14 protein-coding genes are annotated in these 13,676 nt (G+C 60.2%); 8 read left to right on the forward strand and 6 right to left on the reverse strand.

From position 1 onward, the window contains the following. The first annotated feature begins 52 nt into the window (after window positions 1-52). From I9H07_RS18475 to rlmF, 5 genes are all read left to right on the forward strand, one after another. Complete coding sequence (locus I9H07_RS18475) at window positions 53-1,543, forward strand: leucyl aminopeptidase (RefSeq protein ID WP_236426489.1); 1,491 nt, start codon at window positions 53-55, stop codon at window positions 1,541-1,543. Between the two features lie 59 nt (window positions 1,544-1,602). After that, on the forward strand, window positions 1,603-2,031 hold the full coding sequence (locus I9H07_RS18480) for a DNA polymerase III subunit chi (protein WP_058824924.1): 429 nt from the start codon (window positions 1,603-1,605) through the stop codon (window positions 2,029-2,031). Window positions 2,032-2,038: 7 nt separating this feature from the next. Then, entirely contained in the window at window positions 2,039-2,476 is a 438-nt protein-coding gene (locus tag I9H07_RS18485; RefSeq protein WP_236424089.1) for a DNA polymerase III subunit chi, read from the forward strand. 148 nt (window positions 2,477-2,624) lie between these two features. Further along, window positions 2,625-5,471 carry a valine--tRNA ligase gene (locus I9H07_RS18490; protein WP_236424084.1) on the forward strand — a complete coding sequence of 949 codons (2,847 nt, stop codon included), beginning with the start codon at window positions 2,625-2,627 and terminating at the stop codon, window positions 5,469-5,471. A gap of 142 nt (window positions 5,472-5,613) precedes the next feature. Next, entirely contained in the window at window positions 5,614-6,600 is a 987-nt protein-coding gene (gene rlmF, locus I9H07_RS18495; RefSeq protein WP_024675738.1) for a 23S rRNA (adenine(1618)-N(6))-methyltransferase RlmF, read from the forward strand. Window positions 6,601-6,868: 268 nt separating this feature from the next. On the opposite strand, the gene I9H07_RS18500 is transcribed toward rlmF, so the two are convergent. Continuing rightward, window positions 6,869-7,150, reverse strand: a complete 282-nt coding sequence (locus I9H07_RS18500) for an HU family DNA-binding protein (protein ID WP_020292090.1) — start codon at window positions 7,148-7,150, stop codon at window positions 6,869-6,871. A 393-nt stretch (window positions 7,151-7,543) separates the two neighbouring features. Between I9H07_RS18500 and yejK the strand changes: the two genes are divergently transcribed. Together yejK and I9H07_RS18510 are read left to right on the forward strand one after the other, a co-directional pair. After that, complete coding sequence (gene yejK, locus I9H07_RS18505; RefSeq protein ID WP_024645628.1) at window positions 7,544-8,545, forward strand: nucleoid-associated protein YejK; 1,002 nt, start codon at window positions 7,544-7,546, stop codon at window positions 8,543-8,545. A 5-nt stretch (window positions 8,546-8,550) separates the two neighbouring features. Beyond that, window positions 8,551-8,901 (forward strand): glutaredoxin family protein, encoded by a 351-nt coding sequence (locus tag I9H07_RS18510; protein WP_236424083.1) that lies wholly within the window; start codon window positions 8,551-8,553, stop codon window positions 8,899-8,901. Window positions 8,902-8,963: 62 nt separating this feature from the next. On the opposite strand, the gene I9H07_RS18515 is transcribed toward I9H07_RS18510, so the two are convergent. The 4 genes from I9H07_RS18515 to I9H07_RS18530 all read right to left on the reverse strand — a co-directional run bounded on the left by I9H07_RS18515 (window position 8,964) and on the right by I9H07_RS18530 (window position 11,320). Then, window positions 8,964-9,896 carry a glutathione S-transferase family protein gene (locus I9H07_RS18515; RefSeq protein WP_058391205.1) on the reverse strand — a complete coding sequence of 311 codons (933 nt, stop codon included), beginning with the start codon at window positions 9,894-9,896 and terminating at the stop codon, window positions 8,964-8,966. 64 nt (window positions 9,897-9,960) lie between these two features. Continuing rightward, a complete protein-coding gene (locus tag I9H07_RS18520; protein WP_024673719.1) occupies window positions 9,961-10,302 on the reverse strand; it encodes a GIY-YIG nuclease family protein in 342 nt (113 codons plus the stop codon). Further along, complete coding sequence (locus I9H07_RS18525; RefSeq protein WP_236424081.1) at window positions 10,295-10,786, reverse strand: nuclear transport factor 2 family protein; 492 nt, start codon at window positions 10,784-10,786, stop codon at window positions 10,295-10,297. Before I9H07_RS18525 ends, I9H07_RS18520 begins: the two co-directional genes overlap by 8 nt. Before the next feature lie 75 nt (window positions 10,787-10,861). Next, window positions 10,862-11,320 (reverse strand): winged helix-turn-helix transcriptional regulator, encoded by a 459-nt coding sequence (locus tag I9H07_RS18530; RefSeq protein ID WP_058824927.1) that lies wholly within the window; start codon window positions 11,318-11,320, stop codon window positions 10,862-10,864. A 48-nt stretch (window positions 11,321-11,368) separates the two neighbouring features. On the opposite strand from I9H07_RS18530, the gene I9H07_RS18535 reads away from it, so the two are divergent. After that, window positions 11,369-12,307 carry an aromatic alcohol reductase gene (locus I9H07_RS18535; RefSeq protein ID WP_236424079.1) on the forward strand — a complete coding sequence of 313 codons (939 nt, stop codon included), beginning with the start codon at window positions 11,369-11,371 and terminating at the stop codon, window positions 12,305-12,307. A 41-nt stretch (window positions 12,308-12,348) separates the two neighbouring features. Here I9H07_RS18535 and I9H07_RS18540 read toward each other — a convergent pair whose 3' ends face one another. Next, the gene (locus tag I9H07_RS18540) at window positions 12,349-13,578 is read right to left on the reverse strand and encodes a CynX/NimT family MFS transporter (protein ID WP_236424077.1); all 1,230 of its coding nucleotides are present in this window, start codon (window positions 13,576-13,578) and stop codon (window positions 12,349-12,351) included. Window positions 13,579-13,676: the final 98 nt, after the last annotated feature.

Below are 13,676 nucleotides of genomic sequence, written 5' to 3' on the forward strand. Positions count from 1 at the left end.
GCCGCGAACATCATTCATATTGCGACTCTCATCGCCTATTCGGGGACCCCACATGGAATTGGTTGTTAAAAGCGTAAGCCCAGAAACCTTGAAAACCGCAACGCTGGTGGTCACCGTCAGTGAAAGCCGTGTGCTGGCTGGCACTGCCCAGGCTGTCGACACCCTCAGCGGCGGCGCTATCTCCGCCGTTCTGAAGCGCGGCGACCTGGCGGGCAAGTCAGGCCAGAGCCTGCTGCTGGCCAACCTGCCCAACATAAAGGCCGAGCGTGTGCTGCTGATCGGTACCGGCAAGGACGGCGAGCTGTCGGACCGTCAATTGAAGAAACTGGTCGGTGGCGTTCTCTCCTGCCTCAAAGGCCTGGGCGGCAGCGATGCCGCGATTGCGCTTGATGACCTGTCCGTGAAGAACCGCGATACCTACGGCAAAGCTCGTCTGCTGGTCGAGGCGCTGGCCGATGGCGAATACGTCTTCGACCGCTTCAAGACCCAGAAAGCCGACGTTCGCCCGCTGAAGAAAATCACCCTACTGACTGACAAGATCAGCGTGGCCGATGTCGAACGCGCCTCTGCTCATGCTCAGGCGATCGCCACCGGCATGGCACTGACCCGCGACCTGGGCAACCTGCCACCGAACATCTGCCACCCGACCTATCTGGGCGAAGAAGCCAAGGCACTGGGCAAGGCCCACAAGAACCTGAAAGTAGAGATTCACGACGAGAAGAAACTCGCCGAACTGGGCATGGGCTCGTTTCTCGCCGTCGCCCAGGGCAGCGCCCAGCCACCACGCCTGATCGTCATGAACTATCAGGGCGGCAAAAAAGGCGACAAGCCCTTCGTACTGGTCGGCAAAGGCATTACCTTTGACACCGGCGGCATCAGCATCAAGCCTGCCTCGGGCATGGACGAGATGAAGTTCGACATGTGCGGTGCTGCCAGCGTGTTCGGCACCTTGCGCGCGGTGCTGGAATTGAAACTGCCGATCAACGTGGTGTGTATTCTGGCCTGCGCTGAAAACATGCCGAGCGGCACCGCCACTCGCCCGGGCGACATCGTCACGACCATGAGCGGCCAGACCGTCGAAATCCTCAACACTGACGCCGAAGGCCGTCTGGTGCTGTGTGATGCCCTGACCTATGCCGAACGTTTCAAGCCACAGGCCGTGATCGATATCGCGACCCTGACCGGCGCATGCGTGGTTGCGCTGGGCGGCCACACCTCCGGCCTGCTGGGCAACAACGACGCGCTGATCAATCAATTGCTCGACGCGGGCAAGCAAGCCGATGACCGTGCCTGGCAGTTGCCGCTGTTTGATGAATATCAAGAGCAACTGGACAGCCCGTTCGCCGACATTGCCAACATCGGCGGTCCGAAAGGCGGCACCATCACCGCTGCCTGCTTCCTGTCGCGGTTCACCAAGGCTTACGAGTGGGCGCATCTGGACATCGCCGGCACTGCATGGCTGAGCGGCGGCAAGGACAAAGGCGCCACCGGGCGTCCGGTTCCGCTGCTGACCCAGTACCTGCTCGACCGCGCTGGCGTTTAAAAACAGCAACCCTGGCGTATCGACTTGAGCGTCGATACGCCACAGGTTCCGGACCACACATGACTCAAGTCGACTTTTACATCCTGCCAAGCGCCGACCCTGCCGCTCGCCTGGATTTTGCCTGCAAGCTCACGGAAAAAGCCTGGCGTCTCGGCCACAGGGTTTACCTGCATTGCAGCGATGCTGCGCAGCGTGAAGACCTTGACGCACGACTCTGGCGCTTCAAGGGCGAAGTGTTCCTGCCCCATGGCGACGCCGAGAGCGATCACGACGCGCCTGTTGTGCTGGGCCTGGGCGATGACTCGGGCGCGCACGACGATCTGCTGGTCAACCTCGACCTGAACATCCCGGCCTTTTTCACCCGCTTTGCCCGCGTGGCAGAAGTGGTCGTCGAAGACCCGGCCATACGCCTTGCGGCACGCGAGAGCTTTCGTGCCTACCGCGAACAGGGCTATCCTCCGCAAGATCACCGACTGCAGCGTCTTTGAGGACACGATGGACACTTCAAAAAAAGCTGAATCCGCGCATTTGCTGGACGACCTCGAATCGATCCGCCAATTGCTCGGCGATGACGCCACACACTCCCCTCTGCTGACCGACACGGTGCATCGTGAAGGGCAAATTCCGCTGCTGTTCGATATGGTGGGCAACCGGCCTGCATCGACACACCCGGAAGACGTTGACGAAGACGACATCCCGACCCTGACGCCGGATGTGCAGGCTATGCCCGTCGCGCAGCTCCAGCAGGCACCCCAGGCTCAAACGCAGCCCAACCCCGATGCGCTGCTGCATCTGGACAGCGAACTGCGTGCCGCCGCGCAATTGATCATGCAAGACGTGATCGACGATTTCGCCCCGCACATTGAAACCGAAATCAAACGTCGGCTCGAAGCGAGAATGGAACGTCTCATCGCGGCAGCCAAGGGCAGTTAAGACAGCTGCAAGCTTCAAGCTTCAAGCTTCAAGCTTCAAGAGAAAGGCTGTTGCTTTTACTTGCAGCTTGCAGCTCATAGCTTGTCGCTGCCCGCAAGGGCTATACTTATCGGCTTTCCCGAATTAATGTCACAGGTTCCCCCCGCGCATGGACAAGACCTACCAGCCGCACGCCATTGAAACTTCCTGGTATCAGACCTGGGAGTCCGAGAATTACTTCGCTCCGCAAGGCGCGGGTGACTCGTACACCATCATGATTCCGCCGCCGAATGTCACCGGCAGCCTGCACATGGGTCACGGTTTCAACAACGCGATCATGGACGCGCTGATCCGTTTCCGGCGCATGCAGGGTCGCAATACGCTGTGGCAACCGGGTACCGACCACGCCGGTATCGCCACGCAGATGCTGGTAGAGCGTCGTCTCGAAGCGCAGGGCATCAGCCGTCACGAGCTGGGCCGCGAGAAGTTTCTGGACAAGATCTGGGAATGGAAGGCCGAGTCCGGCGGCAACATCAGCCGTCAGATCCGTCGCCTGGGCTCGTCGGTCGACTGGAGCCGTGAACGCTTCACCATGGACGACGGCCTGTCCGACGCCGTGAAGGAAGCCTTCGTGCGCCTGCATGAAGACGGCCTGATCTACCGTGGCAAGCGCCTGGTCAACTGGGACACCAAGCTGCACACCGCGATTTCCGACCTCGAAGTGGAAAACCACGACGAGAAAGGCCATCTGTGGAACCTGCGCTATCCACTGGCCGACGGCGCGAAAACCGCCGAAGGCCTGGATTACCTGATCGTTGCCACTACCCGCCCGGAAACCATGCTCGGTGACGCCGCTGTTGCGGTGAACCCGGAGGACGAGCGCTACAAGGCCCTGATCGGGAAATTTGTCGAATTGCCGCTGGTCGGCCGCCGCATTCCGATCATCGCCGATGATTACTGCGATCCTGAATTCGGCACCGGCTGCGTGAAAATCACCCCGGCTCACGATTTCAACGACTATGAAGTCGGCAAGCGCCATAACCTGCCGCTGCTGAACATCTTCGACAAGAATGCCAGCGTTCTGCCTGCTGCTCAGGTGTTCAACCTTGATGGCACGCTGAACGAAAGCGTCGACGGCAGCCTGCCTGCGGCCTATGCCGGGCTCGACCGGTTTGAAGCCCGCAAACAGATCGTTGCTGCATTCGACGCCGCCGGCCTGCTGGTCAGCGTCGATGATCACGCGCTGAAAGTGCCGAAAGGCGACCGCTCCGGCACCATCATCGAGCCGTGGCTGACCGATCAGTGGTACGTGTCGACCAAGCCGCTGGCCGAACCCGCGATTGCTGCTGTCGAAGACGGCCGTATCGCGTTCGTGCCCAAGCAATACGAAAACATGTACTTCTCGTGGATGCGTGACATCCAGGACTGGTGCATCAGCCGTCAGCTCTGGTGGGGCCACCGCATCCCGGCCTGGTACGACGAGTCCGGCAAGGTCTATGTCGGCCGCGACGAAGCCGAAGTGCGTGCCAAACACAACCTTGGCCCCGAGGTTGCGCTGCAACAGGACAACGACGTACTCGACACCTGGTTCAGCTCGGGGCTGTGGACCTTCTCCACGCTTGGCTGGCCGGAAAAGACCAAAGCGCTGGAAACCTTCCACTCCACCGACGTGCTGGTCACCGGTTTCGACATCATTTTCTTCTGGGTCGCCCGGATGATCATGCTGACCATGCACCTGGTGAAGAACGAGGACGGCACACCGCAAGTCCCGTTCAAGACGGTCTACGTCCACGGCCTGGTGCGTGATGGCCAAGGCCAGAAGATGTCCAAGTCCAAGGGCAACGTCCTCGACCCGCTGGACATTGTTGACGGTATCGACCTGGAAACCCTGGTGCAGAAACGCACCAATGGCCTGATGCAGCCGCAACTGGCGAAGAAGATCGAGAAGCAGACCCGTCAGGAATTCGCCGACGGCATTGCCAGCTACGGCACCGACGCCCTGCGCTTCACCTTCTGTTCGCTGGCATCCACCGGTCGCGACATCAAGTTCGACATGGGCCGCGTGGAAGGCTACCGCAACTTCTGCAACAAGATCTGGAACGCCGCACGCTACGTGCTGGACAAGGGCGAAGACTGTGGTCAGAACGGCGAATCCGTCGAGCTGTCGCTGGCTGATCGCTGGATCATCTCGCAACTGCAACGCACCGAAGCCGAAGTGACCCGTCAACTGGATCAATTCCGCTTCGACCTCGCCGCGCAGGCGTTGTACGAGTTCATCTGGAACCAGTATTGCGACTGGTATCTGGAGCTGTCCAAGCCCGTGCTGTGGGACGAAACCGCACCGGTCGAGCGTCAGCGCGGCACGCGTCGCACGCTGGTGCGCGTACTGGAAGTCGCGTTGCGCCTGGCGCACCCGTTCATGCCGTTCATCACCGAAGAAATCTGGCAGCGCCTCGCGCCGCTGGCCGGTGTGGAAGGCAAGACCATCATGCTGCAGCCTTGGCCAGTGGCCAACGAAGCGCGCATTGATCAGGCTGCCGAAGACGACATCGAATGGCTCAAGGGCCTGATGCTCGCCGTGCGTAATATCCGTGGCGAGATGAACATCGGTCCGGGCAAGCCGCTGCAGCTGTTCCTCAAGAACGTCAGCGCCGAAGACCAGCGTCGCCTGAGCGAGAACGATTACCTGCTCAAGAAGCTGGCCAAGCTTGAATCAATGACCGTGTTGACCGAAGGGGCCGAGGCACCGTTGTCGGCCACCGCACTGGTGGGTGACATGGAAGTGCTGGTGCCGATGGCCGGGCTGATTGACAAGGGTGCCGAACTGGCGCGTCTGGACAAGGAGATCCAGCGTCTGCAAGGCGAGGTGCAACGTGTCGGTGGCAAGCTGTCCAACGCAGCGTTCGTTGACAAGGCACCGCCTGAAGTCATCGCCAAGGAACGCGCCAAGCTGACCGAAGCCGAACAGGCACTGGGCAAACTGGCCGAGCAACACGCACGCATCGCCAGCCTGTAAGGTGGCCAGACAAGCCAGCCCCTATCCGGGCTGGCTTTTTGTTATCTGACGTTCCGTACTGACTTATTCGCGAGCAAGGCGTATTGCCGCCTTGCTCGCGAATAAGCCAGGCCACTCAACAGCACGGCTGAACAGCGAATCCATGACCGATACCCCAAAACCACCGCGCAAAAAACCTCAGCGGGCAGCAAAGCCTGCTGCACCGCGTGAAAAGGCCACCTTGCACCCGCGCAATCGGCATCAGGGGCATTACGATTTTCCGAAGCTGATCAAATCCAGTCCTGAGCTGGCCGCTTTCGTGATCCTCAATCCTTATGGCAAGGAAAGCATCGACTTTGCCAACCCGCAGGCGGTCAGGGTATTCAATCGCGCCCTGCTCAAATCTTTCTATGGCATCGCGCATTGGGATATTCCGGCGGATTATCTGTGCCCGCCCATCCCGGGGCGTGCCGACTACCTGCACTTTCTCGCTGACCTGCTGGCCGAGGACAATGCCGGTGTGATCCCGCGGGGGCCGTCAGTCAAGGCACTGGATATCGGCACGGGCGCCAACTGCATCTACCCGCTGCTGGGGCACAGCGACTATGGCTGGCAGTTCGTGGGGTCGGACATCGACACCACCGCCATCGCGGCTGCGACCACCATCGTCAAAGCCAACGGCTTGCACAAGGCGATCACAGTGCGCCCACAGACTAATCGCAAACAGATCCTGCTGGGGCTGCTCGACAGCACTGAACGCTTCGCCGTGAGCCTCTGCAACCCGCCCTTCCACGCCTCGCTGGATGAAGCCCAGCGCGGCAGCCAGCGCAAATGGCGCGCGCTGGGCAAAGCTGACCCCAAGCGCAAACTACCGGTACTCAATTTCGGTGGCCAGTCTCAGGAATTGTGGTGCGAAGGCGGCGAGATCGGCTTTGTGACCCAGCTGATTCAGGAAAGCGCCAGACTGCCCGGCCAGGTGGTGTGGTTCAGCACCCTGGTCTCCAAGGCCAGCAACCTGCCCCCGATCCAGAGCGCCTTGAAGAAAGCCGGCGCGCTTGAGGTAAAAGTCGTGGAAATGGGCCAGGGCCAGAAACAAAGCCGCTTCGTGGCCTGGACCTTTCTTGACAAGGCACAACGCGCGCAGCTGTGACTGGCACGCTCCAGGCGCTCAGCGTCCGATCCAGAGGGTGCAGCGCGGCTCACTGATGTGACGCAGAGCGTCACGAACGGCATTCCCACGCGGAGCGTGAGGAACGATAGACATCTGCAGAGCTACGCCCACTATCGTGCGACGCTCCGCGTCGGCATGCCGTTCTGGACGCTCTGCGTCCGATGCTGCGCGAGGCCTCTGACCAAGCATCCACAAAAAAGCCGTGCCCGGTTATCCGGTGCACGGCTTTTTCACAGCAAGCGGTTGCTTACTTGTTGATCGAGTCGCTCAGCACTTTGGCTGGTACGAACTTGATAACTTTCTTGGCAGCGATTTCGATGGCGGCGCCAGTCGAAGGGTTGCGACCGGTACGCGCTGGACGCTCTGCAACTTTCAGTTTGCCGATACCTGGCAAAGTGATTTCCACGCCGTTTTCCAATTGGTCGGCAACAATTTGGCCCAATTGCTCAAGAGCATTACGCGCGGTGGTTTTTGGCGCGTCGATAGCTTCAGCGATATCGGCGATCAATTGGTCTTTAGTAAGAGCCATGGTGGTGTTCCTTCCCTATCAAATTCATTTGGATTGCAGAGCGCAACGTTGGCCAGTAGCCAGGCAAAAAACCTCGCCAACCGCTAGCAGCCACGATTAATCGCGAAAGTGTAGATACTGAAACCGGGTAATGGTTCGGCCTACGTGTACACAATCTGCATGCTTGACGCGCTAAGTGCGCAAGACCGCGCAAAACTAGCACAGAGCCGGGCAAATATCCGCTCCTACCTATCCTTTTGGTCAGGTTTTGATGGCAATTGCGCAAAAATCGATCAGCAAGCGGTGTTCAAACGCGAAAACCAGTCGGATCAAGGCCCGCAGGCACATGCGTGCGTTACACTTGGCGCATTGCAACGAGCTGCACGCTCTTCACCTTTTTCAGCCGAGAAGTCCATGCCGATCCGCCATTGCATCGTCCACCTGATCGAGAAGAAACCCGACGGTACGCCCGCTGTTCTCCATGCCCGCGACTCCGAACTCGCCGAGTCCCAGGCCATCGAGAACATGCTGGCCGACCTCAATGAAAGCTATAACGCCAAACAGGGCAAGGCATGGGGCCTGTTCCATCCTGAGTCCGGCGCCCATCCTTTCAGCGGCTGGCTGAAAGAATATATCGACGGCGGCAGCGACTTCACGGCGTTCTCGCGGGTGGCCGTCGAGCACCTGCAGAAGCTCATGGAAGAATCCAACCTGTCAGTGGGTGGCCACGTTCTGTTCGCCCATTATCAGCAGGGCATGACCGACTACCTGGCCATCGCCCTGCTGCACCACAGCGAAGGCGTGGCAGTGAATGCCGAACTGGACGTGACCCCGTCCCGACACCTCGACCTTGGCCAGTTGCACCTCGCCGCCCGGATCAATATTTCCGAGTGGCAGAACAACAAGCAGTCCAAGCAGTACATCTCGTTCATCAAAGGCAAGAATGGCAAGAAGGTCTCGGAGTACTTCCGCGACTTCATCGGTTGCCAGGAAGGCGTGGACGGCCCGGGCGAAACCCGCACCCTGCTCAAGGCGTTCAGTGATTTCGTCGAAAGCGAAGACCTGCCGGAGGACTCGGCGCGCGAGAAGACCAAAACACTGGTCGATTACGCCAGCAGCCAGAGCAAGATGGGCGAGCCGATGGGCCTGGAAGAGCTGTCCGAGCTGATCGACGAAGAGCGCCCGCGCGCGTTCTATGATCACATTCGCAACAAGGATTACGGCCTGTCTCCGGAAATACCGGCGGACAAGCGCACCCTCAACCAGTTCCGGCGCTTCACTGGCCGCGCAGAAGGCCTGTCGATCAGTTTTGAAGCCCACCTGCTGGGCGACAAGATCGAATACGACGAGACGGCAGGCACGTTGATCATCAAAGGGCTGCCAACCCAACTGACCGACCAGTTGAAGCGACGGTAACCCGCATGCTGATGCGTACCCTCAAGAAGTTTGCCCTGATCATGCTGGTCGTGGTCATTTACCAGAACTGGGGCAGGATCGAGCATTTCGTCAGTCCTCCCCCAGCCGACGTTGCACACAGCTACAGCCAGGCAAAAGTGGTGATGTACACCACCGACTGGTGCGGTTACTGCAAACAGACCCGGCGTTTTCTGGACAGCAAAGGGATTGCGTATCAGGAGTTTGACATCGAGAAGTCCGAAGAAGGCCGCAAGGCCTACGAAGCACTGGGCGGGCGAGGCATCCCGCTGATCGACGTCAACGGCACCCTGATCCGGGGTTTCGCCCCGGACGAGATCTTGGCGGCGTTGAAGTAACCCCACCTGGCTATCATGCCAACGCTCCGCGTCCTCTCTGTGACGCAGAGCGTCATCGAACGTCAGCGCTTCTCGATCCGATACCCCATTCTTGGGAAGTGTACGTGCACGACACCCGCACGATCGTCCTCGCGGCGCAGGATCAGTTCTTCGCACCCGGTAAATACCAGCTCACCCTCAACCGCTTCGACGCCATAGTCGACTGCAGACACCGCAACCTTGTCGCCTGCCTTGAAGCCGTTCGGATCGACGAAAGCTTCATCGGGCAGCGGCGCAGGCGTTGCGTTCCTGGCAATCTCGATGGCATCGGCCGAACTCAGGTCGGTAAAGCTGCCATGACCAAACCCCAGCACGCGACCCAGCCAGGCACTGACACTTGGATACTCATCGACAAATGGCGCAGTCACCGGCGTCTGCTTGAGGAACCACAGCGTGTGGGCAACTGAAAAGTCGGCGATGGAAGGTTGGCCGAACAGGAAATCGCCACCGCGCGACAGCTGCAATTCCAGCCGTGACATGAGCGTCGGCCACTGGTGTTTGACCTGCTCGACTGGCGGGCGCGACGCAGTACCACCGTTGAACAGCGTGGAACGGTCGGCGACGAATGCCTTGGCGGCGTCGGGCGGCACTTTGGCGAAGCGCACAGCCATCGATTCAGGCTGAAACACCAGGCTCACGGCATGCAGGAACAGCACCGAATCGGCCCACGCCGCCAGACCGGCAACCGCAAATTCCTGACCTTGCGGAAAAAACGCGGGCGAAGCCTTTTCCTGCTCCAGACGCCGCGCCATCAATGCGGTATCGCAGTAGATATCCGCACCGGCCTGCAACACCGGCGTTCTGCGATAGCCGCCGGTCAACGCAGTCAGGTCAGGCTTGGGCATGATCGAAGGGATGGTCACCGAACGCCATGTGAGGCCTTTGAAGCCCAGCATCAGACGGGCTTTTTCGGCGAACAGCGACGTGGGGTAATGGTGAAGAATCAGTTCGGACATGTTCAGCCTCTGCGCACGTGGAAAGCCGACAGCTTAACCCCGTGCGCCCTGCCCGCCCACAGACTCAAACTGATGGCGCAGCATCACGCTCGTGAATCGGCGATCTGGCGTAGCTGGCAGCCAGCGCTTCCTTGGCGCTCTTCCTCAGTTTCTTGATCAGGCGCTCGTGACGCAACGCCTCTCCCTTGCTGGGCCACTGCTCGACATACACCAGCGCCATCGCCGGGCTGGAACAGAAAAAGCGCGCGCCCTTGCCATTTTGATGCGCGGCAAAACGCCGTTGCGGATCGTCGCTGATGCCGCAGTACAGCGAGCCGTTGGCAGCCCGCACCAGATAAACGTACCAGGGTTTGCCAGCGGCCTGCTCGGCAGCAGGGGGTGCGGCTGAGGCTTGAGCGTCAGGCACGGCGACTCTCGGTAAAGGCTTGGAGGCCCTTGAGCGCCTGGGTGCGCACGGCGTTGCGGACCAGCGGTGTCCAGCCGAGCAACAGGCCTTTCAAGCCCAGCGCCTGTCGCGACCAGCGCCACATATCGAAATGATCGCGATGCTCGCAAATCTTGCCATCGCGAAACACGAAGCGCGCCTGAATATCATTGACCACCGTGCGCCCGGTCTGGCTGAACAGATAGGTTGCCACCCAGTGGGCGCTACCGGTGCGGTCATCAGCACGCACCTGATCGAAGACCACCGAGAAATGCTTGGCCCGGGAAGTCAGCATGCGCCACATGTCGCCCACCTGAGGCCCGCGCAGTTCGCCGAATGCAGGATCACTGAACACGACGTCGTCGGTGTAACAGGCGCTCATCGCCTCGGCATCCAGCTGCGCGAACGCCTCATAAAAGCGAGTGATCAGCGCACTGTTGGCCTGACTCTGTTCTTCGTAGCTCATGCGTGCAAATCCCTTGGCGAAAGATGCGTGCACGATAAGCGGCGCAGCGAAAAATGGCGAGCGGTTGATGGCGCATCAGCCATCCGACTGCTGCCTGTCGAGATAACGGTTTCGCGCAGCGCTGAACGCTTCCGCGTTCTCAATGACCCACGTCCACAGTGGAATCATCTGCACCAGCAGCCCCATACCCAGTTCAGTCAACGAGTACTCCACTCGCAGAGGCTTCTCGCGGTAGTCGTGGCGGGTGATCAGCCCATCCTGTTCAAGCTGACGCAACGTATGGGTGAGCATGCGCTGGGTCACACCGTGCAACGTTCTGCGCAATTCGGCATGCCGCAACGGGCTGCTCACACCCAGGGCATGCACCACCCCCAACGACCACCGATTACCTGCGTGGCCGAGAATGTCTCGCTTGAGACCATCCTCGTCATCGCTGAGCGCAGCACAGGCCGCTTCGGAGCGTCTTATCACTTCCTGCGCGTCCAGACCGCCCGGTATCACCGATGTGCCTACTTTTTGTCTATCGACAGGCATGCCAGCATCTCTCCCGCCTGAACTGAAAGGCTATCCAAAGGAGTCACCATGCAAGCCGATAACGCAAACGTCAAACAACGTATTCTGGTGCTGGGTGCAGGAGAGCTGGGGCTCGCCGTGTTACGCGGGTTAGCCGGAAAAGCCGGAGAACATGGTTTGCGCATTGCCGTGCTGTTGCGCCAGAGTGCTGCGAATACTGAGAACGCGGCAAAACACCTGGAAATCGAAGAAATCCGCGCGCTGGACATTGCCATCGAAACGGCCGATCTGGTCGCTGCCAGCGTGGAAGAACTTGCCGCTGTCATGGCGCGCTACGACACGGTGATCAGTTGTGTGGGTTTTGCCGCTGGACGCGGCACGCAGCGCAAACTGACCGAAGCGGTGCTAAAGGCAGGTGTGAAGCGTTACTTCCCATGGCAGTTCGGAGTCGACTACGACCTCATAGGTCGGGGCAGCCCGCAGGACCTGTTCGATGAGCAGCTTGATGTGCGAGACATGCTGCGCGCCCAGCAGCACACCGAATGGGTGATCGTTTCGACCGGCATGTTCACCAGTTTCCTGTTCGAACCAGCGTTTGGTGTCGTCGACCTGAACGCCGGGCGGGTCAATGCGCTGGGCAGCCTGAACACCGCCGTGACGGTCACCACTCCAGAAGACATCGGCAGACTGACGGCTGCCATCGTCGTGCATGAGCCACGTATCGTGAATCAGGTGGTGTACACCGCCGGCGACACATTGACGTACGCCGAGCTGGCCGATCTTGTCGAACGTGTCACAGGACGCAGTATCGAGCGCTGTGAATGGAGTGTTGCGCAGCTGCAGACGGAGCTGGCGGCAATGCCGGATGACCCTCTGCGCAAGTATCGGGCGGTTTTTGCCATGGGCCGAGGGGTGGCATGGGACATCGGCCACACCTACAACGCCGAACACGGGTTAAGCGTTACCAGTGCCGAACACTGGGCGCAGGCAAATCTGGCTCACACCTGAACAGCACAAGCCCGGTCCGCATGATCATAAATCATCGGCACTCACACCTTCTCGCTGCTCACCTGCACATGCAACGCCCGACCTGCACACAGCCCGGCGATCATCGCGCCGATGCCCAGTACCGCGAAGATCCAGCCAATCGCGTTCCAGCTGCCGGTCATGTCATGGACCACGCCGACCGCAAACGGGCCGGTCGAGGCGATGGTATAGCCGAAACCCTGCGCCATGCTCGACAGGTTGGCTGCTACGTGAGAGTCACGTGAGCGCAGGACGATCAGCGCCAGCGCCAGGCTGAAGGTGCCGCCCTGCCCGATCCCCAGCAGAATCGCCCAGCCCCACAGCCCGCCAAGCGGCGCGTACAGGCAGCCGAACAGACCGGTCAGGGTCAGCGACATGACCAGCATGATCGCCAGGCGCTGATCCTTGCCGCGTGTGGCCAGGTACGGTATGGCCAACGCGCTGACGACTTGCGCAATGATCGAGCCGGACAGCAGCAGACCGGCCTCGGTCGGCGTCATGCCACGGCCAATGAGGATGGATGGCAGCCAGCCGAAGACGATGTACGACAGCGACGATTGCAGGCCCATGTACAACGTGACCTGCCAGGCCAGTGGATCACGCAGCAGACCGCGCACTCGATAGACGTCGCGATGCGTGCCATGTACTTCACGTGTTTGCGGATACCAGAACAGCGCGGCGATCAGTGCCGGAATCAGCCAGAAACCCAGGCCAATCTGCCAGCTTCCATCGAAGTACTGACTCAGCGGCACCGCCGAACCGGCGGCAATCGCCGCCCCCAGGCACAGCGCCATGGTGTAGACGCCCGTCATGGCACCGGCCTTGTGCGGGAAATCACGCTTGACGATACCTGGCAGCAGCACGCCGATAACGCCAATACTGGCACCTGCCAGCAAACTGCCGGAGAACAGCCCGACTTCGCCAAACAGGCTGCGCAACGCCAGGCCCGCGGCCAGGGTCAGGAGCACCATCAGCACCACGCGTTCGCTGCCGAAGCGGCGGGCCAGAATCGGCGCCAGTGGTGCGAACAGGCCCAGACACAGCACCGGCAAGGTGGTCAGCAAACCGGCTTCGGCAGCCGACATGCCAAGGCTGTCGGACACGTCGTTGAGCAACGGTGCAATGCTGGACAAGGCGGGACGCAGATTGAGCGCGACCAGCACCAGACCCAGCAGCAAAAGCCAGGGGCGTTTCAGAACAGGATGGGCTTGAGCAGAATTCGCTTGGGGGCTGGTTTGAGCCTTGGCAGTCATCGGTTTCTCGGTAATCAGGTATGTCGACCCGTTTCAGGGGGGCGGTATCCTGTTGGAGAATCATCTTGAATACAAGGTTCAGCTGAAATTGCCTGCCG

It is taken from the genome of Pseudomonas syringae (genome assembly GCF_023278085.1).
Lineage (GTDB): Bacteria > Pseudomonadota > Gammaproteobacteria > Pseudomonadales > Pseudomonadaceae > Aquipseudomonas > Aquipseudomonas syringae_Q.